This is a genomic window from Rheinheimera sp. D18, assembly GCF_004345025.1.
Taxonomy (GTDB): Bacteria; Pseudomonadota; Gammaproteobacteria; order Enterobacterales; family Alteromonadaceae; genus Alishewanella; species Alishewanella metallidurans.
Genome location: NZ_CP037745.1, coordinates 1,541,714 through 1,562,963, shown reverse-complemented (window position 1 = coordinate 1,562,963; position 21,250 = coordinate 1,541,714). Strand labels below are relative to the sequence as shown.

17 protein-coding genes are annotated in these 21,250 nt (G+C 43.4%); 4 read left to right on the top strand and 13 right to left on the bottom strand.

Features of this window, described 5'->3' with window-relative positions:
• Position 1: 1 nt before the first annotated feature.
• Complete coding sequence (locus E0Z06_RS07410) at positions 2-376, bottom strand: hypothetical protein (protein ID WP_132583326.1); 375 nt, start codon at positions 374-376, stop codon at positions 2-4.
• A 176-nt stretch (positions 377-552) separates the two neighbouring features.
• Here E0Z06_RS07410 and asnS point away from each other — a divergent pair, with 176 nt between their 5' ends.
• A complete protein-coding gene (asnS, locus tag E0Z06_RS07405; protein ID WP_132583324.1) occupies positions 553-1,953 on the top strand; it encodes an asparagine--tRNA ligase in 1,401 nt (466 codons plus the stop codon).
• 84 nt (positions 1,954-2,037) lie between these two features.
• On the opposite strand, the gene E0Z06_RS07400 is transcribed toward asnS, so the two are convergent.
• Entirely contained in the window at positions 2,038-3,024 is a 987-nt protein-coding gene (locus tag E0Z06_RS07400; protein ID WP_132583322.1) for a diaminopimelate dehydrogenase, read from the bottom strand.
• A gap of 208 nt (positions 3,025-3,232) precedes the next feature.
• On the opposite strand from E0Z06_RS07400, the gene yghU reads away from it, so the two are divergent.
• Entirely contained in the window at positions 3,233-4,072 is an 840-nt protein-coding gene (yghU, locus tag E0Z06_RS07395; protein ID WP_132583320.1) for a glutathione-dependent disulfide-bond oxidoreductase, read from the top strand.
• A 70-nt stretch (positions 4,073-4,142) separates the two neighbouring features.
• On the opposite strand, the gene E0Z06_RS07390 is transcribed toward yghU, so the two are convergent.
• The 10 genes from E0Z06_RS07390 to zwf form a co-directional block, all read right to left on the bottom strand.
• Complete coding sequence (locus E0Z06_RS07390; protein ID WP_132583318.1) at positions 4,143-5,999, bottom strand: DUF885 domain-containing protein; 1,857 nt, start codon at positions 5,997-5,999, stop codon at positions 4,143-4,145.
• Between the two features lie 112 nt (positions 6,000-6,111).
• Positions 6,112-7,794 carry an NAD-dependent malic enzyme gene (locus E0Z06_RS07385; protein ID WP_132583316.1) on the bottom strand — a complete coding sequence of 561 codons (1,683 nt, stop codon included), beginning with the start codon at positions 7,792-7,794 and terminating at the stop codon, positions 6,112-6,114.
• A 56-nt stretch (positions 7,795-7,850) separates the two neighbouring features.
• On the bottom strand, positions 7,851-8,696 hold the full coding sequence (locus E0Z06_RS07380) for an HDOD domain-containing protein (protein ID WP_132583314.1): 846 nt from the start codon (positions 8,694-8,696) through the stop codon (positions 7,851-7,853).
• Between the two features lie 184 nt (positions 8,697-8,880).
• Positions 8,881-9,348 (bottom strand): Dps family protein, encoded by a 468-nt coding sequence (locus E0Z06_RS07375; protein WP_132583312.1) that lies wholly within the window; start codon positions 9,346-9,348, stop codon positions 8,881-8,883.
• A gap of 195 nt (positions 9,349-9,543) precedes the next feature.
• A complete protein-coding gene (locus E0Z06_RS07370) occupies positions 9,544-11,133 on the bottom strand; it encodes an ABC-F family ATPase (protein WP_132583310.1) in 1,590 nt (529 codons plus the stop codon).
• A gap of 148 nt (positions 11,134-11,281) precedes the next feature.
• The gene (locus E0Z06_RS07365; protein WP_132583308.1) at positions 11,282-11,929 is read right to left on the bottom strand and encodes a bifunctional 4-hydroxy-2-oxoglutarate aldolase/2-dehydro-3-deoxy-phosphogluconate aldolase; all 648 of its coding nucleotides are present in this window, start codon (positions 11,927-11,929) and stop codon (positions 11,282-11,284) included.
• A 1-nt stretch (position 11,930) separates the two neighbouring features.
• Complete coding sequence (gene glk, locus E0Z06_RS07360) at positions 11,931-12,905, bottom strand: glucokinase (RefSeq protein ID WP_132583306.1); 975 nt, start codon at positions 12,903-12,905, stop codon at positions 11,931-11,933.
• On the bottom strand, positions 12,898-14,730 hold the full coding sequence (gene edd, locus E0Z06_RS07355) for a phosphogluconate dehydratase (RefSeq protein ID WP_132583304.1): 1,833 nt from the start codon (positions 14,728-14,730) through the stop codon (positions 12,898-12,900). Before edd ends, glk begins: the two co-directional genes overlap by 8 nt.
• A 21-nt stretch (positions 14,731-14,751) precedes the next feature.
• Complete coding sequence (gene pgl, locus E0Z06_RS07350) at positions 14,752-15,444, bottom strand: 6-phosphogluconolactonase (protein WP_207903159.1); 693 nt, start codon at positions 15,442-15,444, stop codon at positions 14,752-14,754.
• A gap of 3 nt (positions 15,445-15,447) precedes the next feature.
• Entirely contained in the window at positions 15,448-16,917 is a 1,470-nt protein-coding gene (gene zwf, locus E0Z06_RS07345) for a glucose-6-phosphate dehydrogenase (protein ID WP_132583302.1), read from the bottom strand.
• Between the two features lie 253 nt (positions 16,918-17,170).
• Between zwf and E0Z06_RS07340 the strand changes: the two genes are divergently transcribed.
• Positions 17,171-18,028 carry a MurR/RpiR family transcriptional regulator gene (locus tag E0Z06_RS07340; protein WP_132583300.1) on the top strand — a complete coding sequence of 286 codons (858 nt, stop codon included), beginning with the start codon at positions 17,171-17,173 and terminating at the stop codon, positions 18,026-18,028.
• Positions 18,029-18,158: 130 nt separating this feature from the next.
• A complete protein-coding gene (gene pyk / locus E0Z06_RS07335; protein ID WP_132583298.1) occupies positions 18,159-19,595 on the top strand; it encodes a pyruvate kinase in 1,437 nt (478 codons plus the stop codon).
• Positions 19,596-19,665: 70 nt separating this feature from the next.
• On the opposite strand, the gene E0Z06_RS07330 is transcribed toward pyk, so the two are convergent.
• Positions 19,666-21,168, bottom strand: a complete 1,503-nt coding sequence (locus E0Z06_RS07330) for an alanine/glycine:cation symporter family protein (protein ID WP_132583296.1) — start codon at positions 21,166-21,168, stop codon at positions 19,666-19,668.
• Positions 21,169-21,250 lie beyond the last annotated feature (82 nt).

Here is a 21,250-nt window from a genome sequence, read left to right as displayed (position 1 = left end):
CTTACACCTGCCAATATAAGTACAGCAATAAGCCAATACTGCTGAGCAATAATATAATAATGTTAAAGTGTAAATGATCACCACGGCGGCGTAAGCGCATTTTGTTTAATAATAAACTTAAGCTACTACTCAATATCGCTGCCCATAATAGGTAGCGTAAATATTGCGTAAGCTGCGGCTGCCAATCGGCGCGAATATTGATATCCCAATAACGTACTAAACCCGTTTCGAGATCTGGACTGGCATAGTGCGCCAGCACAAGGCCGGCAATAAACAATAACCAGCCCAATATTGCGAGCCAACTAAAACCTCTACACAGTAGATCTGGACCTTGGCGGCGTTCAAATTTCTCTGGTTTATCTTGGTCTGAAATCAATTTAATTGTCCTAGTAACTTTTACTTGTGTTGTGCGCTTGGCTCAGTATCATTATATGCCTTATATCGTTTACTATGCGCAGTACTAAACATAGTCTTAAACCCATTATTAAACATAGTTCGTGAACATATTAGTGAACATACTTTGCTAAGTTTACACCCTCTGGAGTTTGTTGCATGACGCACGCCGTTATTAAAGATGTTTTAGCTGGTCGCTATGCCATAGGTGATACTGTCACTGTTAAAGGCTGGATCCGCACCCGCCGCGATTCTAAAGCCGGCATTTCCTTTTTAGCTATTCATGATGGCAGCTGCTTTGATGCTGTGCAGGCGGTTATACCTGCTGAATTACCTAATTATGAATCAGAAGTAAAACGCCTAACCAGTTCTTGTTCAGTAAGCGTTACCGGCACTATTGCGCAATCTGAAGGCCAAGGCCAAGCATTTGAACTGCAAGCTAGCGATATTAAAGTACTAGGTTGGGTAGAAAACCCAGATACCTACCCGATGGCACCAAAACGTCATAGCATGGAATATCTGCGTGAACACGCGCATTTACGCCCGCGCACTAACATTATGGGTGCTGTTACTCGGGTGCGCCATTGTTTAGCTCAAGCGGTACATCGGTTCTTCCATGAACAAGGTTATTACTGGATCAGTACACCAATTATTACCGGTTCAGACGCTGAAGGTGCCGGTGAAATGTTCCGTGTTAGCACTTTAGATCTTGAAAACTTACCGCGTAACGATAAAGGCGCCGTAGATTACAGCCAAGATTTTTTCGGTAAAGAAACCTTCTTAACAGTTTCTGGCCAGTTAAACGGCGAAACCTACGCTTGTGCTATGTCAAAAATTTATACTTTTGGCCCAACTTTCCGTGCCGAAAATTCAAATACCAGCCGTCACTTAGCCGAGTTCTGGATGATTGAACCAGAAGTCGCCTTTGCTGAATTGAAAGACATCGCGCAATTAGCCGAAGATATGCTGAAATACGTATGCAAAGCCGTACTAACTGAACGTGCTGACGACATGGCGTTCTTCGCCGAGCGCATTGACCCAACTGCGATAACTCGTTTAGAAAAACTGGTTAATTCTAGCTTTGTCCGTATGGATTATACCGACGCGATTGACATTTTAAAAAGCTGTGGCAAAAAGTTCGAATACCCTGTGGAATGGGGTGTTGACTTGCAATCAGAGCACGAACGTTACCTTGCTGAAGAACATATTGGCGCGCCAATTATTATGCAAAATTACCCCAAAGACATTAAAGCCTTTTATATGCGCTTAAATGACGATGGTAAAACGGTTGCAGCAATGGACGTATTAGCACCAGGTATTGGTGAAATTATCGGTGGTAGCCAGCGTGAAGAGCGTTTAGAAGAATTTGATAAGCGCTTAGAAGAAATGGGCTTAAATAAAGAAGACTACGGTTGGTACCGTGATTTACGTCGTTATGGCACCGTACCACACGCCGGTTTTGGTTTAGGCTTTGAACGTTTAGTGTCGTACGTTACTTGTGTTAATAATATTCGCGATGTTATCGCGTTCCCACGTACACCAGGTAATGCTGATTTCTAATACAGCTTAAGCCTATGCACTAACAAGAAAAGGGGCAAAGCCCCTTTTCTATTTCTTAGCAACCACAATTTGCCATTAGCGTTGTTATAGTAATTCTTCACGTAGCTGCGCTGGGCTTTTTGCCGATAACAAACTAGGTGCAATATCAAATACTGTTTTTGCCCCTACTTCACCAGACAAGGCTAAACGATGTACCGCACGAGCATAAGCCACTAACACGCTTGAGGTAAACTCGGGGTTACTGTCCAAGGTTAAACCATACTCTATGGTCTGTTTATTATTATCGCCGGTTACTCCACTACGAATAACAAAACCACCGTGAGGCATTGTACTATGATCTTTATCAAAGCTAGCTTGATCAATAAAATGTACTTTGGTGTCATAGTCGGCAAAGTAGTCAGGCATAGTTACAATCGTATGTCGCACTGTTTCCTCGTCAACACCGGCTTTTAATACCACATAGCATTCGCGGGTGTGTTTTTCTCGAGTGGTAAGCTCTGGTTGCTCACCACTGCGTACGCGTGTAATCGCCGCTTCAATCGGTAAGGTATACTGCGCAGCACTTTGCACGCCAGCAATGCGGCGTATGGCATCAGAATGGCCTTGGCTTAAGCCTTTACCCCAAAAGGTGTAAGTTTTACCTTCAGGTAAAATAGCCTCACCATATAAACGGTTAATTGAAAACAAACCGGGGTCCCAACCACCAGACAACATGGCAACATGGCCAGTTTTTTCTGCCGATAGATTTAAAGCTGCGTAGTGATCATTCACTTTGGCGTGAGTATCAAAACTATCAACCGTATTAAAAAACTGTGCTAAATACGGCCCCTGCTCGGGTAAGTCGGTTTTAGAGCCACCGCACAGTATCATCACATCAACTTCGTCTTGATACTGCTCAATATCGGCCATAGCGTATACTGGTACATCAGTATCAAGTAAGGTAACACTCGTTGGCGCGCGACGACTAAATACGCCAACTAAGCGCATATCGGGGTTTTGTTTTAGTGCAGCTTCAACACCACGGCCTAAATTGCCATAACCGGCAATGGCCACTCTGATGGGATGCGTCATAATAATTTACCTTATAGCATTAAAAATAACGAAACAGGCCAATACCACTGCACAGCATTAAAAAAACAAAACGTTTTAAATGCGCAGTGTTAATTGAGAGATTGGCTTAGCAGCAAAATAATAACGCAATCTTGCCGGAACACTAAGCAAAATACCGGATAAATTAATTATCTCTTTAATTTTAATTAAACCAAATCAGGAGCTTTTTATGACTAACAATTATACCCCGCCCAAAGTGTGGACCTGGGATAGCGAAAACGGGGGTAAATTTGCCCATATTAATCGCCCTGTTTCAGGTGCTACTCATAACAAAGCAATGCAGGTTGGTAAACATCCATTGCAGTTGTATTCATTGGCTACTCCCAACGGCGTGAAAGTAACCATAATGTTAGAAGAGCTGCTACTTGCTGGCCATAGCGCAGCTGAATACGATGCGTGGCTAATTGATATTAGTAAAGGCGATCAATTTGCCAGTGGCTTTGTTGAGATTAACCCAAATTCAAAAATTCCGGCTTTATTGGACACCACTAATGGCATGCGCATATTCGAGTCAGGTTCGATTTTAGTTTATCTGGCCGATAAATTTAATGCATTTTTAAGCAAAGACTTAGCAAAACGCACCGAAGTAATGAGCTGGTTATTTTGGCAAATGGGCAGTGCCCCCTTTTTAGGTGGCGGCTTCGGTCATTTTTATGCCTATGCACCAGAAAAATACGAATACCCAATAAATCGCTATGCCATGGAAGTAAAACGCCAGCTAGATGTATTAGATAAGCAACTTGCGCTGCACGAATATATAGCTGGTGATGAATATAGTATTGCTGATATGGCCATTTGGCCGTGGTACGGCGGCTTAGTGTTGGGCCAACTATATAACGCGGCAGAATTTTTAGATGTGCAAAGTTATAGCCATGTTTTACGCTGGGCTAAGCAGCTGGCACAGCGCCCAGCGGTAAAACGTGGTCACTTAGTTAATCGCTCGTTTGGTGACGGCGCGCAGCTACCAGAGCGCCATAATAGCTCTGATTTTATTCCATTCAATTTATAGCTGTTTGTCTTGGTATAAATAAAAAGGCTGTTATAACAACAGCCTTATTTAACCTAAAACAAATTAATACTTAAGCGGCTTTTACGCTAGCAATCCAGTTATTAACCCGTTTTTCTAACACATTAAGTGGCAATGCACCGCCACCTAATACTGTGTCATGAAAGGCGCGAATATCAAACTTATCACCTAGCTCAGTTTGCGCTTTACTGCGTAGCTCTACTATTTTTAACATGCCAATTTTATATGCGGTTGCTTGGCCAGGCCAAACAATATAACGACGTACCTCTGAAATAACCGCACCTTGAGCGATGGGCGTTTTCTCTAAAAAGTAATCTATCGCTTGTTGCTCATTCCAGCCTTTAGCATGCAGCCCTGTATCGACCACTAAACGCACCGCACGCCACATTTCAGTGATCAAACGGCCAAAATCGGAATACGGGTTTTGATAAGCACCCATTTCTTTGGCTAATAACTCGGCATATAACCCCCAACCTTCGGAATATGCGGTAAAGCCAGCTTGAGTGCGAAATGTGGGTACCGAAGTTAACTCTTGCGCAATAGATATTTGCATATGATGGCCTGGGTTACCTTCGTGATAAGCAATGGCCTCCATTTCATTTTTTGGCATAGAGCGCATATCAGACAAATGCGCATAGTAAATACCTGGCCTTGCACCATCTGGGGTACCAGGGAAATAATGCTGTGCTGCACCTGGCTCTTCTCTAAACGCTTCTACTCTTTTCACTGTCAGATCAGCTTTGGGTAAAATTCCGAAGAACTCGGGTAATCGCTGATTAATAAACGCAAGGTACTGACGTGAATCCTCTAAATATGCTTCACGCCCAGCATCTGTCTCAGGATAGTAAAATTGATCATCGTCTTTAATAAATTTAAAGAAGGCTTTTAAATCGCCGGTAAAACCTACTTTGTTTTTTATTGCGATCATTTCATTAGTTAAGCGCTCTACCTCGTTCAAGCCAATTTGGTGAATTTGCTCGGCGGTTAAATCGGTAGTGGTTGATACTTTTAATTGATAATTGTAATAGTCGACACCATTAGGCTGCTTGCCTACGCCTGTCGCTATATCATCAGTAAACTGAATGTCTTGCTCTAACCATTGCTTAAGTGCGGTATAGGCAGGTAAAAATTGGGTTTCTAACGCTGTCTTTGCATCATCAGCTAGCTGTTTAGCTTGGCTATCCGTTAACTTATCAGCTTTAACCAGAGTATCAATTTTATCTTTGGCATCGGCCCATAGCGGAACATCTTGCTCGGCATCAATAAAAGGCGCACCAGTAATCAAATTATTAATTTGTGCTACTACGCCCTCATAAGCAAAACGCGGCGCACGTATATTTAGCTTTGCATTGTCTTTAGCACGCTCTAGCAACTGGTTAAGTGCGTGGCTAATGCCATCGATACGTTTAACATAGGCTTGCATATCATCGATATTATCTACCTTGTGAAAGGTAATAAGAATTTGCGGCAACATGCTCTGTATGCCCTGCATTTGAGTAAATACATAAGCATTGTGGCGAAAGGCTACGCCCTCTTTAGCTTGCTCATATTGATAAACCCAGATGTCATAAGAGGTTTGCGCTTCAGGCTCTAACTTACTGTAATCAAATTGGCTTTTTAACTCCGCCACGGTAGCGGCTAACCAAGCTAGCTGTTTATCTTCTGCAGCAATAGAGACATCATCAATTTGGTCATACTTATCTTTGCGGCCCAAAAACGTCATTTGTAATGGGCTTTGCTGCAGTTGTTCATTATATTTTATGTCAAACCATTGATTTAAGCGTTCGGTCTCTGATTGCTGCTTTTGCTCTGCAACAACATTGGCCGCACTGTTGGTTGGGGTTTCAGTTGCAGGGCTGCAACCTGTGATAACGCTGGCAATTGCCAGCGTAAGCAAAGACTTATACATAAAAACGCGTCCTTATTACTTTAGTAGTTATTAAACACAGCCTACCCTGTAATCGGTTTTTAATATAAGCCTTAATTGTAACCAGCTTTGTCTGGCTTGAACTTATACTGGTTTAAGCACTAACCCGTTTGTACTGCCGATATTGCGGCAACCAAAAATTATCATCAATTTTCTGCTGTAATTGCGCATCGTCAAGTTCTAAGGCTAAACCTTGCTGTATCGCAACCTTAGCCACGTTAAAGGCGATCTGCTTACTTAGTGCCGCTAATTCTGTAAATGCGGGTAATAAACCACCACTACCTGTATTCGCTCTTGGTGACGCCGCAGCTAAGGTTTTACTGGCTTCGCGTAACATCTCATCGCTAATAAGCCGTGCCTTGCTCGCTATTACGCCAAGGCCAATACCGGGAAAAATATAACTATTGTTACACTGGGCAATAGCATATTGCTTGCCGTTATAGGTTACCGGCGCAAAGGGGCTACCGGTAGCAATAATGACATCGCCATCAGTCCAATTTATAACTTGCTCAGGTGTGGCTTCAACCTGACGCGACGGGTTACTTAATGGAAATATAATAGGCGTTGTGGTGCCCGCTTTCATAGCGCGAATTACCGCTTCGGTAAATAAACCGGGCTGTCCGGACACACCTATTAGAATACCCGGTGCGGCGCAGTTCATTACATCAAGTAGCGTTGGAAACGCACCGCTATAGCTCCAGCTATCTATGGCACTTTGTGGTTGTGCTAAGGCTTGTTGAAAATCACGTAAATCGGGGGTGCTGCAGGTAAGCAAACCAAAACGGTCAATCATATACACTTGGCTACGCGCTTGAGTTTCACTAATTCCCTCAACCACCATTTGGCTAATAACCTGCTCTGCTATGCCACAGCCGGCCGAACCGGCACCAACAAATACCACTTTTTGTTCAGATAACTTAGCATTTTTACTGCGACAAGCAGCAAGCAAGGTACCTACTGTCACTGCTGCAGTGCCCTGAATATCATCATTAAAACAGCAAATTTTATCGCGATAACGCTGTAATATTGGCATAGCATTAGGCTGGGCAAAATCTTCAAACTGAATAATCGCTTCGGGCCAACGACGTTTTACCGCTTGAATAAACAACTCAACAAATTCATCATATTCTTGTTGTGCTACCCGCTTTTGTCTAAGGCCCATATACATTGGGTCGTTCAGCAGTTTTTCGTTGTTGGTACCCACATCCAGCATTACCGGTAAGGTATAAGCAGGGCTAATACCACCACATGCGGTATATAACGACAATTTACCAATAGAAATGCCCATGCCGCCAATGCCCTGATCACCTAGACCAAGCACACGTTCACCATCGGTGACGACAATCACTTTTACCTTACGTTTAGTGGCGTTTCTTAGTACTTCATCTAACTGATGCCGATCGTTATAACTAATAAATAAGCCACGTGCGCTGCGGTAAATATCAGAAAACTGCTCACACGCATCACCCACCGTTGGCGTGTAAATAATCGGGATCATTTCCTCTAAATGCTGCTGCAGCAGGCGATGGAATAAAGTTTCGTTATTGTCTTGAATGGCCCGCAAGTAAATATGCTTGTTAATCGCGGTGTCAAAGCTTTTATATTGCATATAAGCACGGCTAACTTGCTCTTCAATCGTTTCATAACGGGGCGGTAATAACCCTGCCAAATTAAAGGCTAAACGTTCTTCTTGCGTAAAAGCACTGCCTTTATTTAACAATGGCGTTTCTAATAATGCAGAGCCTGAATATGCGGTATACAGCGGGAGTTTTTTCATTAATAGACATCCGAAAGTAGACAAGGTAACACTATGGCACCTTGCCTAGCTTAAAATTAATAAATGGTGCTAATTCTAGGATTTAGTACCGATAGGATAAATAAGCCTTCCGTATTACAAAAATCAATGGCGCGAAGCACATCTTGTTGGCTTAGTTGTAATAATTCGAGCACAAAAGGATCGACCAATTCTTTTATCGAATAAATTTCTGGATGCTGGTTAGCTAATGCCAAACGTGTGGCCAAATATGTTACGAGCTGCGCTTTATTTTTCTGCACAAAATTATGGCTATGCTGTAAGGCAATAGGTTCGACAATACTGTCGGGTAATTGCCATAAATGCAGTAACTCGGCACCGCAATCGGCATAGGTAAAACCGAGTTCACGCTGTTGCACTTGCCATGGCCGTTCACTTGCCGTGTAATTTTGACAGTTTTGTGCTTGTACTGGGTTATTTTGTAAAACCACTAACTCGCCAATATTGTGCAGTAAACCTGCAACATAATACCGATCGGTAGGTTTTAGCAGGCAGCACTGCGCAAGAAAGCGAGCGATTAGCGCCGCATTAATGCTTTGCTCCCAAAACCGTTCAAGATCAATGGCTGAGGTGTCAATTTTGCTACATGCCGATGAAATGCCAATACTCAGGATCAAGTTATAAACTTGAGTTTTACCTAAAATTAAAAGGGCCTTGCTGACGCTTTCTACTTGGTAAGGTAAATTGTATATGGCGCTGTTGGCCAACTTTAGAAGCTTAGAGGTTAACACCGGATCTAACATGATCACGTCGGCGACTTCATCCAAACTTGCGGTGTCAGAGTCCATCAGCTGCTTTGCATGTAAATATCCTTCCGGCAAGGCAAACAGATCTGCAACATTCTGAGCATATTGCAAAGCTTTCATTGGATATTATCTCCCGTAGCGAACACACACTATGGTGCGTTAACTATAAGTGTTACTGCTTGATACGATTTTACAAGGTTTGCTGGGAAAAACTTAGTGTTTTTTGTTAGAACGTCGTTTATATGCGCTTAGCGTGCCACAAGCTATTACAGGCCAGACCAGACTGACCTGTAATAGGTTAAATTTAGGCGACTAAACTACGTAACATCCAGGCCGTTTTTTCATGTACTGTCATGCGTTGCGTTAAAATATCTAAGGTTACTTCGTCTTCAGCATCTTCAGCGGTTTTAACCAATGAACGTGCCGTTTTAGCAATAGCTTCTTGGCCATTAACTAAATCTCTAATCATCTCTTCAGCACTTGGAATACCATCGGCTTCTTTAATTGATGTTAATTTGGCATAAGCCTTGTAAGAGCCCGGCGCAAACTCACCTAACGCACGAATACGCTCAGCGATATCGTCAACCGCAGTTGATAATTCCATATACTGAGTTTCAAATAAGGTGTGTAGTGTTTGAAACATTGGCCCAGTTACGTTCCAATGATAATTATGCGTTTTTAAATATAATGTATAGGTGTCGGCAAGCAGTACAGATAAACCTTCGACAATGGCTTTACGTTGCACGTCGTTAATACCAATATTAATTTTCATAGCGCTTCCTCTTAATGAGCACGGACACCGTTTTAACATAGCATAAAATAGAAATATCGTTTTACCTTTCTAGGTAAAACAGTGTGTTACCGCGCGTAAATAAATATGGACTAACTAGACATGGGGATGTTGTGTAGAAAATTCAAGTAGAAAAACAATAAAGCCGGTCGTGAATGCCCGGCTTTATGCTTGTTATTACACGGTTTGTGCCGCGAGATACTCTTCGTACGTACCCACGAAATTACGAATATCTTTATCGGTTATTTCAATGATTCTACTGGCTAAACTAGATACAAACTCACGGTCATGGCTAACAAATATTAACGTGCCTTTATAATGCTCTAATGCCAAGTTTAATGATTCTATCGATTCCATATCCAAGTGGTTGGTCGGTTCATCCATAACTAAAATATTTGGCCGTTGTAACATTAATTTACCAAATAACATCCGGCCTTTTTCACCACCTGATAGTACTTTAACCGACTTTTTAATCTCATCTTGTGAAAATAATAACCGGCCAAGAATACCTCGGATCGCTTGTTCATCATCAGACGGCTGCTTCCACTGGCTCATCCAGTCAAACAAACTGATGTCTTCGCTAAACTCATGCGCATGATCTTGAGCGTAGTAACCAATCTTATGGTTTTCTGACCATTTCACCATGCCTGAATCGGGTTTTAAATCACCTACTAAACATTTAAGTAGCGTAGTTTTACCAATACCATTCGCACCTAAAATGGCTACTTTCTCGCCAACTTCAATAGTTAAACCTAAATCTTTAAGTAAGCTAAGCTCACCAAAACTCTTGTTTAAACCCTCTACTTCTAGCGCTAAGCGATATAGCTGCTTTTGCTGTTCAAAACGAATAAATGGGTTAACGCGGCTAGAAGCTTTGACTTCGTCTAACTGAATTTTATCTATTTGTTTGGCACGCGATGTAGCCTGCTTAGCTTTTGAGGCGTTAGCAGAGAAGCGGCTAACGAAGGTTTGTAGCTCAGCAATTTGGGCTTTTTTCTTCGCATTATCTGACAATAAACGCTCGCGTGCTTGGGTTGCAGCAAACATATATTCGTCGTAATTACCCGGATACAAACGTAACTCGCCGTAATCTAAATCAGCCATATGCGTACAAACGCTATTTAAAAAGTGACGGTCATGCGAAATGATAACCATAGTACTATTGCGCTCAGCTAGTACGTTTTCCAACCAACGAATAGTATTAATATCCAAGTTGTTGGTAGGTTCGTCTAACAGCATTATTTCTGGATCAGCAAACAGTACTTGTGCCAGTAATACCCGCAATTTAAAGCCGGGCGCAATGGCTGACATTAAACCAAAATGCTGCTCGACCGGAATACCGACGCCAATTAACAATTCGCCAGCGCGCGATTCTGCCGTGTAACCGTCCATTTCACCAAAAGCAACTTCTAAGTCAGCTACTTTCATACCATCTTCTTCACTCATCTCGGCACTAGAGTAAATACGATCACGTTCTTCTTTTACTGCCCAAAGTTCGCCGTGCCCCATAATAACGGTATCTATTACCGAATATTGTTCAAATGCGAACTGATCTTGGTGCAGCTTAGCTACACGGTGATTAGGTTCAACAAACACATTTCCCGCACTTGGCTCAAGTTCACGACTTAAAATTTTCATAAAAGTGGATTTACCACAGCCGTTCGCACCAATTAAACCGTAGCGATTACCATCGCCGAATTTAATTGAAATATTTTCAAACAACGGCTTGGCGCCAAATTGCATTGTAATGTTAGCAGTTGATATCACAGTGTGTTCCAGAACAGGTTAGGACTGATACCTAGGTAGACAAAACTACCAAGGGCAAAAAGTGCGCTACTATACGCTTATTTGAACGTAAACTCAAAACAAACGCCTAGTTAAAACTAGGCGTTAATGGTTATTAGGCTGCAACAGGTTAGGCGCGGCTTTTAATTACTGCGGCTTGGCAAAGCTCGGTAATGCGTTGCCAATCTTTTTGTATTATGGCGTCGTCAGGTACGATCCAAGAGCCACCAACACATTTCACGTTGGGTAACGCTAAGTAATCCATAAAATTACTGTCGTTAATGCCACCCGTTGGGCAAAAGCATACGTCAGCAAATGGACCATAAATCGATTTTAGTGTTTTTACGCCACCAGCGGCTTCAGCCGGAAAAAATTTAAAGTGGCTATAACCCAAGCTCACCCCTTCCATTAACTCAGAAATACTGGCAATGCCTGGAATAAGCGGAATACTGGCGTCTTTCCCCGCTTGCAGTAATTCACGTGTAAGGCCGGGGCTTATTGCAAACTTAGCTCCAGCGGCAATGCATTGTTGTAACTGTTCTGGCGTAGTTATAGTACCGGCACCAACAATGGCGTCAGGTACTTCTTTTGCGAGTAAACGGATCGCGTCCAGCGCAATAGGTGTACGCAGTGTTACTTCTAATACTTTTATACCACCGGCCACTAGCGCTTTGGCCATAGGTACAGCATCGGCGAGATCTTTAACCACAATAACTGGCACTACAGGCCCTTGGTTAAATAAGGTTTGGGGTTGTAACTGCCAATTTTTAAATGCCATATTAATTACTCGCCAAAAATTGTTTTAAATACACTGCCGCGCCTACTAAACCGGGCTGAGCAGCAGTAACAACATAGGTTGCGATCTGGCGATTAAATGCACTTAATCGACCTTTTGTTTCAAAACGAGATCTAAATTCACTATCAGCCATCAGTGGTAACAGTTTGGGCGTAATACCACCGGCGATATAAACGCCGCCAAAGGTACTTAAAGTTAATGCCAGATCGCCAGCCACGCTGCCTAAACTGGCAAAAAATTGGTTAACACTGTCTTTGGCCAATTCAGACTTCCCCGTCAGTGCCTGTGCGGCAATTTGTGCGGCACTTGTCGGTGCTACGTCTTGCCCTCGATAGCGTGCCAAGGCGTTAAATATTGCTTCCAGCCCAGGGCCAGATAATATTCGTTCGGCTGATACGTGGCCGTATTCTTTGGCTAATTGTTGCTTAATAAACCATTCTTGCTCAGTTTGCACCGCAAATTCGGTATGCCCACCTTCGCTTGGTAATGGAATAAAGGTGTCGTCAATCTTTAATAGATAGGCAACACCAAGCCCGGTACCGGCACCCAGCACTAGCATAGGTTTACCCTGTTGTATTTCTCCCGCACCCACTTGCACCTTCTGTTCGGCATTTAATGCGGGCAGACACATGGCGACGGCAGTAAAATCGTTAATAACCAGTAGTGCTTCTAAGCCTAGCTGCCGCTGCATAGCATTTACTGAAAACTGCCAATGAAAATTAGTCATGCTAATTTGGTCGCCGTTAACCGGACAAGCAATGGCAATAGCGACATGCTTCATTAGCATCAACTGTTGTTCTGTTTGATAATGTATAAGTGCAGCGGCTAGGCTGGCAAAATCGGCACAGGCATACACCGCCACCTTATCTAGCGCTAAGGTTGTCAGATCAACCCGGCTAAAACGGGCATTGGTACCACCAATATCAGCCACAATGGCATAAGTTGGCAAGTTAGCCATGCAGGTGCTCCTCGGTGCCGAATAAACTGCATGCGCCTTGCTCCGCGCCGGTAAGTTGGCTACGCAATGCGCCAAACATTTCTCGGCCCATACCATGAAGATTATCTTGCATGCTAAGCGTTACCGCTTCGCGCGCAGCGAGATCTGCGTCCGAAATGAGTAGCTCTAAGCGGCCGGTTAAACCATCTACCGTCATCATATCGCCGGTTTGAATGCGTGCAATATTGCCACCATCCAGTGCTTCTGGCGTTACGTGAATAGCGGCTGGTACCTTACCTGATGCTCCAGACATACGACCGTCAGTGACTAAAGCAACTTTAAAACCACGGTCTTGTAACACGCCAAGTGGCGGCGTAAGTTTGTGCAGCTCTGGCATACCACAGGCTTTAGGCCCTTGAAAGCGCACTACAACAATACAGTCTTTATTTAAATCACCGGCCTGAAACGCGGCGTCGAGCTCATGCTGGCTAGAAAATACTACTGCTGGCGCCGTTACCACTTCGGTACCTTCGCGTAGCGCTGAAGTTTTAATAACACCGCGCCCGACATTACCCGATAACACTTCAAGGCCACCATGGCTTTTAAACGGTTTACTTACGCAGGTCAGTACATCAAAGTCTAACGACTGGGCCGGTGCCTCTATCCATTGTAATTTACCGTCTTGTATAACCGGTTGCTGGGTATAGCGGCGCAAGCCCTTACCGGCAATAGTTTGTACGTCTTCGTGTAATAAACCGGCATCAAGTAGCTCACGAATAAGCAGTGCCATACCACCGGCATGTTGAAAGTGGTTAATATCGGCCTGTCCGTTCGGGTAAATACGCGTTAATAACGGCGTAGCCGCAGACAGTTTGGCGAAATCGTCCCAATTAACGATAAAACCGGCAGAGCGCGCCATCGCAATTAAATGCATAGTATGGTTAGTTGAACCACCGGTAGCCAATAAGCCAACAATGCCATTAACAATAGATTTAGCGTCAATCATCTGGCCGATTGGCAGATAATCTGGGCCTAAATCTGTTAAACGTGTTACTTGGCGGGCCGCAGCTTTAGTTAGCTCATCACGAAGCAAAGTGCTGGGATTAACAAAGGACGAACCGGGTAAATGCAGCCCCATAATTTCAATAACCAACTGATTCGAATTGGCTGTGCCATAGAAGGTGCAGGTGCCTGCAGCATGATAAGATGCCGATTCAGCTTCAAGTAACTGCTCTTTGCCTACTTTTCCTTCTGCAAATAACTGCCGTACGCGAGCCTTTTCTTTATTAGGAATACCGGACGGCATTGGCCCCGCAGGCACAAACACAAAGGGTAAGTGACCAAAACTCATTGCTGCCATAAACAAGCCTGGCACGATTTTGTCACAAATACCCAGCATTAAACCGCCATCAAACATATTGTGCGACAAGCCAATCGCTGCTGACATAGCAATGATGTCACGGCTAAGCAGGCTTAATTCCATACCGGGCTGGCCCTGAGTAATTCCATCACACATTGCTGGCACACCACCGGCAAACTGCGCGACACTTCCCACCTCAGATACCGCTTGCTTTAATAATGCAGGATAGTGCTCATAAGGTTGATGTGCCGACAGCATGTCGTTGTACGACGAAATAATGCCAATATTTGCTTTGGTTAAACTGCGTAAATCGCCTTTATCTTGCGAATTACACGCGGCAAAACCGTGGGCTAAATTACCGCAACTTAATACGCCTCGATGCGGTCCTTTTAACCTAGCCGCCTGTATACGTTGCAGATAAATTTCGCGGCTTTTTTGGCTACGGGCAATAATACTGTCGGTCACTTGCTGGATCTCAGGTAACATAACCATTTTTCCATTTACTCCCTAGGTGTCGCTATACATTACCGTAACTTGCGCTAGCGGATGTTGTAAGAATGCTCGTATTGGCATAGCTAATACGTCTTGCTCTGCCATCGCTTTATTAAGTACCGCCAATTTATTACTGCCAACTAAATGCAAAAATAGATGCCGACTATCTAATAATCGTGGCAGGCTAAGCGACATACGTTGGTAAGGTGCGGTAGTCGGTTCTACTGCTAATACAGCAGGTGCCCCCTCAGCTAAACCTGCCGTTATTTGTGCACTACATGGGAATAAAGAGGCAGTATGGCCATCTTCGCCCATACCCAGAATGACTGCATCAAAAGTGGGTAAAGCGCTAATGCGCGGCAGTACTTCTGCAGCCCCCGTAAAGGCTGATGGCGTATTGGCATATAGGCTAATAAAACGGGCCGCGCTGGCTTTGTTTTGTAATAAAGTAGCTTTAACTAACCGCTCGTTTGAGTCAGTTTGGCTATCATCTAACCAACGGTCATCTGCCAACAATACCGTAACTTTATCCCAGGCTAAATTAACCTGACTGAGTGCAGTAAATAAGGCTTGTGGTGTTTTACCACCGGAAACTACTAAATACGCCGCGCCGCGTTGCGTAATGGCCTGCTGTAAAATAGTTACCAACCTATCGGAAAAATCGGCATTCAGTGCTGTAGTGTCATTAAATTTGTGTAACTGCATCATAATTTATTCCTCCCAATTACGATCATCACGAGCTAGTAACGATATAGCCGCAACCGGACCCCAGCTTCCTGCTTGATATGACTTTGGTGGTTCATTATTTATCTTCCACGCATCTAAAATACCGTCAATCCAGCGCCAGGCATGTTCTACTTCATCGCGTCGCACAAACAAATATTGATTACCTAACATAGCCTCCAGTAATAAACGCTCGTAAGCATCAGCAATACGCTGTGATTTAAAGGTTTCGTCAAAGCTTAAATCCAGTTTGCTTTCCTGCAGGCGCATGGTTTCACCTAAGCCTGGTATCTTGTTTAATACTTGGATTTCAACGCCTTCATCCGGTTGTAAACGAATAATGAGCTTATTAGCAGGTAAATGGCTGTAGGTAGCGTGGAAAATATTATGTGGTTGCGGCTTAAAACTAATAACAACTTCGCTTAACTTAGATGCCATTCGCTTACCCGTGCGCAAGTAAAATGGCACACCAGCCCAACGCCAGTTATCAATATCTACTTTTATGGCGACAAAAGTTTCAGTTCTACTATTTAGTCTTGCGCCGTCCTCTTCTAAATAACCCGGTGCAGCTTTACCAGCAACAAAACCGCTGGCATATTGGCCTCGCACGGTTTTTTCTTGAATGTTGCTGAGATCTATTTTACGTAGTGCTTTGAGCACTTTAAGCTTTTCATCACGAATACTATCTGCATCTAACCGTGCAGGAGGCTCCATGGCAATTAGGGTAAGCACTTGTAATAGATGATTTTGTACCATGTCGCGCATTTGACCGGCATCGTCGTAATAGCTCCAGCGGCCTTCTACGCCAACTTCTTCGGCAACGGTAATTTGCACGTGATCAATAGAGTTATGATCCCAATTACTAGCAAAAATAGCGTTAGCAAAACGCAGCGCCAACAAGTTGAGTACGGTTTCTTTACCTAGATAGTGGTCAATACGGTAGATCTGGCTCTCATCATAAAACTCAGCAACCTGATCGTTAATTATCTTTGATGAAGCCAAGTCATGACCAATTGGTTTTTCTAATACCACCCGCGCCGATCCTGTAGCTAAACCAGCAGACGCAAGCCCTTTACATATAGCGCCAAATAATGACGGTGGCGTAGCAAAATAGCTTACAGGTACGCGCTTATTGCAGTTAGTAACATCGGCAAGCTTTTGGTAATCTTGCTCGTTAGTGAGATCTAACTGCACGTAAGTGAGTTTTTTCTGTAACCGCTGCCATACCTCGTTATCTAGAGGTTCTTTAAGAAACTTATTTAGATTGGTTAATACCAGCTCAGTATACTCTTCGGTCGATAGCTCATCTCGCGCCACACCAATAATGCGAGAGTCGACACAAAACAAATTGGCTTTTTCTAATTGGTACATAGCGGGTAATAGCTTCCGCCGCGCTAAATCACCTTTGGTACCAAATAAAATTAAATCGCATGCAGAGTTTTGCGCAGTTGCTGCCATATCTAACCCTTAAAATATATGTAATTTTACAACACTTAACCGATGCTAACGCAGCGGATTAAGCTTGTAAACCAAATATAACGTAATTAAATTACGAATTGCGTAATGTTTTGACTATTCTTATATAATAAGGCAGCCTTAGCAACGGATCTGTTATTTTGTAGTAACTTTAATACTTTTCTGTTGACGTGAAGAAAGACAACATACTACAGAACAAATTGTATCAGCCTAATTATAAGCTAGGGATCACCGGATGAATGTGCTAGAAAAAATCGTCAATAATGTAACTAACTTTAGTAAATCAGAACGCAAAGTTGCTGACGTTATTCTGGCTAACCCGCAAGTTAGCATACACTCTAGCATAGCCACATTAGCAAAAATGGCTAACGTAAGTGAGCCTACCGTTAACCGGTTTTGCCGCAGGCTTGATACTAAAGGCTTTCCTGATTTTAAACTACATCTAGCGCAAAGCTTAGCCAACGGCACGCCCTATGTTAACCGTCATGTTGAAGAAGACGACGGTCCTGAAGCCTATACGGCTAAAATATTTGAATCGACAATGGCAGCGTTAGACACCGCTAGACAACGGGTAGATATTAACACTATTAATCGTGCGGTAGACGTACTTACCCAAGCCAAAAAGATTTCATTTTTTGGTTTAGGTGCTTCTGCTTCGGTAGCGCACGACGCGCAAAACAAGTTTTTTCGCTTTAATGTGCCTGTTGTTTGTTTCGACGACATTGTGATGCAACGCATGAGCGCCATTAATAGTACAGAGGGTGATGTAGTCGTGTGCATTAGCCATACCGGCAGAACCAAAAACCTATGTGATATCGCAACTATAGCTCGTGAAAATGATGCTACCGTCATTGGCATTACGTCATACGATAGCCCGCTAGCAAAAGAGTGTACCTTGGTATTATCGTTAGATGTACCTGAAGACACTGATATGTATATGCCTATGGCGTCACGCGTTGCTCAGTTAGTGTTAATAGATATCTTAGCTACCGGTTTCACACTGCGGCGCGGCAGCAAATTTAGAGAAAATTTGAAAAAGGTAAAAGACAGCCTTCGTGGGTCGCGTTTTGATAGAAAAGATTTTAACAACTAAACCAAGGACAGTGGTCATAGCAACTGCGGCGTTGGTCGTTTTCTTCAGTCTTAAGCTATATTCTGTAATTAAATTACATTACACTAACGTCATTCAACACCGCCCTCTTTGTAACTAGCAGGAAGTAATCATGCATAGAAGAACTAAAATTGTCGCCACCCTTGGCCCAGCAACCAATACGCAAATATCTATTGAAAAACTGATCCAAGCCGGTGCATCTGTTTTCCGTTTAAACTTCTCGCATGGTAGCTCTGATGATCACCGCGAACGGGCACAGATGGTTCGAGCTGCGGCGACAAAGCTTGGTGCCCACGTCGCTATATTAGGTGATTTACAGGGGCCCAAAATTCGGGTTTCAACCTTTAAAAATGGTTCGGTAATACTTGAAGAAGGTAATGCTTACGTACTAGATGCTGAGCTTGCCAAAGGTGAAGGTGACGAGCAGCAAGTAGGTATCGACTATAAAGAATTGCCACAAGATGTGAAAGCTGGCGATTTACTGCTGTTAGATGATGGTCGCATTCAGCTTGCGGTAGATAAGGTTGAAGGTTCGCGTGTTTATACCACAGTTACTGTTGGCGGTAAGCTAAGTAATAATAAAGGTATTAACCGTCAAGGTGGTGGTTTAACTGCCCCTGCCCTAACCGATAAAGACAAACGTGATATTCTTACTGCAGCAGAAATTGATGTCGACTATTTAGCGGTATCTTTCCCACGTAGCGGTGATGACATTCGTTTAGCTCGTGAACTAGCGAAGGCCGCAGGTTCAGAAGCACGTATTATGGCGAAAATTGAACGCGCAGAAGCAGTAGCTGACGATGAAACCTTAGATGACATTATTCGTACATCAGATGCCGTAATGGTGGCACGTGGTGATTTGGGCGTAGAAATTGGCGATGCGGAGCTAGTTGGCCAACAAAAGCGGATTATTGCCCGTTCTCGCCAATTAAACCGCGTGGTAATTACGGCTACGCAAATGATGGAAAGTATGATTGAAAGCCCTATGCCGACACGGGCTGAAGTGATGGACGTCGCCAACGCAGTATTAGATGGCACAGATGCGGTAATGCTATCGGCAGAAACCGCAGCAGGTAAATACCCAACTGAAACGGTTAAAGCTATGGCGCGAGTATGTGACGGTGCGGAAAAACACCCAAGCGTGCAAATATCTAAACATCGTATGGACGTCGCTTTCACCGAAATTAGTGAAACTATTGCGTTATCTGCGATGTACGCGGCTAACCACTTAGACGGTATTAAAGCCATTATTACGCTCACTGAGTCAGGTTATACCGGCAAGCTGATGTCGCGTATTACGTCACCACAGCCTATTTATGCGCTATCTCGGCATACCAAAACGTTAAATAAAATGGCGCTATACCGCGGTGTATATCCGGTATTTTTTGACAGCACGGTAATAACGGGTAAGTCACTAGCTGATGCAGCAATTGACGCCATAAAACATCAAGCAGAATTAAAGACTGGTGATTTAGTGGTTATCACCTACGGTGACATAATGGAAACTATAGGTGCATCAAACACCTGTAAAATAGTACAAGTTAAATAACCTCATTCGCGTAAAATAGAAAACCCGGTCTTACACCGGGTTTTTCGTTTTAAGCTCTATCAACTTACTATTACTGTTTCTCTGTCTGTTGCTTTACTAGTTTCTTCTCCCAGAAAGTAGCATTTTTAATGCCCAAACTTACAGGGTCAAAAGTAATTGGTCCACCGGCTTTTTTCTGCCGCTCATAATCACGCAGGCAACGCATAGTTGGCCGATACATAAAGAAGATTGCCAGAATACCGATCACGTTTACCCAAGCCATCATACCAACGCCGATATCACCGATGTTCCAAATATAACCTGCGTTATTTACCGTGCCATAAGCAACCATAAACATTAACAGCAACTTAAATACCAAAGACGATAGTTTGTTATTAAATACCCGATTTAAATACGCTACGTTGGTTTCAGTTATATAGTAATAAGCCAAGATAGTCGTAAAGGCGAAAAAGAATAACGCCAAACCAGCAAATATTTGACCAAAATTACCAAACACACTTAATAGCGCCATTTGCGTAAAGGCGGCAGAACCAATTTCTGTTGCCGCATCCACGTTTTGTACAATAAATTGGCCAGCAGGTAATTCACCTACCACGTTATATTGTTGTGTAATAAGGATCATTAACGCCGTTGCCGTGCATACAAACAAGGTGTCTACGTATACCGAGAACGCTTGCACTAAACCTTGCTGCGCCGGATGATCTACTTCAGCAGCAGCTGCCGCATGTGGGCCAGTACCCTGACCTGCTTCATTAGAGTAAATACCACGTTTTACCCCCCAACCAATGGCTGCACCAAAACCGGCTTGCGCCGTAAAGGCATCACTAAAAATAAGCGAAAACACTTCTGGTATTTTTTCAATGTTAAGAAATACGACAATTAAGGCCATCACGATATAGCCAAGCGCCATAAACGGCACAATTATTTGCGTGAAATGAGCAATGCGTTTAATTCCGCCAAATATAATAAAAGCTAACACAATTAAAATAACAGCTAGGGCTATCAACTTATGGGTGCCGACCACGCCGAAGCTGGTTACTACCATATCGCCTTCACCAAAAATTTGCGTTACCGCATTACCTACAGCATTAGCTTGAACGCCAGGCAAGAAAATACCACAGCCAATAATGGCTGAAATAGCAAAAACAATACCTAGCCAACGCCAGCCTAAACAGCGTTCAAAATAATATGCTGGGCCACCGCGATATTGGCCGTTTTCTTCTACTTTATAAATTTGACCTAAAGTCGATTCTGCATAAGCTGTACTAGCACCTAAAAAGGCTACAACCCACATCCAAAAGATAGCACCTGGCCCACCAAAACCAATGGCAGCAGCTACACCGGCAATATTACCGACACCCACTCGACCCGATAACGATACGGCTAATGCCTGAAACGACGAAATGCCCTTATCAGATTCGGTGTTGTTAAGTAGGAGTTTGCACATTTCTTTGAAGTGACGCACTTGCGCAAAACGTGTGAGTATTGAATAAAACAAGCCAGCACCAAGACACAAGTAAATAAGCGCTTGGCTCCAGATAATGCTGTTTAGCGCACTAATAAAGCCTTCCATTTCCCTTCCTTATAATTATTGTAATTTTAATTATCTAATGCGGTGTTAATTTGCCACATCAACCCGAGAATATCTACGCAAC

What these genes read in the sequence shown, in the direction of transcription:
- yghU (WP_132583320.1), top strand. Translation starts at nt 3,233, where the DNA reads ATGACTAACAATTATACCCCGCCCAAAGTGTGGACCTGGGATAGCGAA.
- edd (WP_132583304.1), bottom strand. Translation starts at nt 14,730, where the DNA reads ATGTTACCTGAGATCCAGCAAGTGACCGACAGTATTATTGCCCGTAGC.
- E0Z06_RS07380 (WP_132583314.1), bottom strand. Translation starts at nt 8,696, where the DNA reads ATGAAAGCTTTGCAATATGCTCAGAATGTTGCAGATCTGTTTGCCTTG.
- E0Z06_RS07385 (WP_132583316.1), bottom strand. Translation starts at nt 7,794, where the DNA reads ATGAAAAAACTCCCGCTGTATACCGCATATTCAGGCTCTGCATTATTA.
- pyk (WP_132583298.1), top strand. Translation starts at nt 18,159, where the DNA reads ATGCATAGAAGAACTAAAATTGTCGCCACCCTTGGCCCAGCAACCAAT.
- E0Z06_RS07390 (WP_132583318.1), bottom strand. Translation starts at nt 5,999, where the DNA reads ATGTATAAGTCTTTGCTTACGCTGGCAATTGCCAGCGTTATCACAGGT.
- zwf (WP_132583302.1), bottom strand. Translation starts at nt 16,917, where the DNA reads ATGGCAGCAACTGCGCAAAACTCTGCATGCGATTTAATTTTATTTGGT.
- pgl (WP_207903159.1), bottom strand. Translation starts at nt 15,444, where the DNA reads ATGATGCAGTTACACAAATTTAATGACACTACAGCACTGAATGCCGAT.
- glk (WP_132583306.1), bottom strand. Translation starts at nt 12,905, where the DNA reads ATGGCTAACTTGCCAACTTATGCCATTGTGGCTGATATTGGTGGTACC.
- E0Z06_RS07365 (WP_132583308.1), bottom strand. Translation starts at nt 11,929, where the DNA reads ATGGCATTTAAAAATTGGCAGTTACAACCCCAAACCTTATTTAACCAA.
- E0Z06_RS07400 (WP_132583322.1), bottom strand. Translation starts at nt 3,024, where the DNA reads ATGACGCATCCCATCAGAGTGGCCATTGCCGGTTATGGCAATTTAGGC.
- E0Z06_RS07330 (WP_132583296.1), bottom strand. Translation starts at nt 21,168, where the DNA reads ATGGAAGGCTTTATTAGTGCGCTAAACAGCATTATCTGGAGCCAAGCG.
- E0Z06_RS07375 (WP_132583312.1), bottom strand. Translation starts at nt 9,348, where the DNA reads ATGAAAATTAATATTGGTATTAACGACGTGCAACGTAAAGCCATTGTC.
- E0Z06_RS07340 (WP_132583300.1), top strand. Translation starts at nt 17,171, where the DNA reads ATGAATGTGCTAGAAAAAATCGTCAATAATGTAACTAACTTTAGTAAA.
- asnS (WP_132583324.1), top strand. Translation starts at nt 553, where the DNA reads ATGACGCACGCCGTTATTAAAGATGTTTTAGCTGGTCGCTATGCCATA.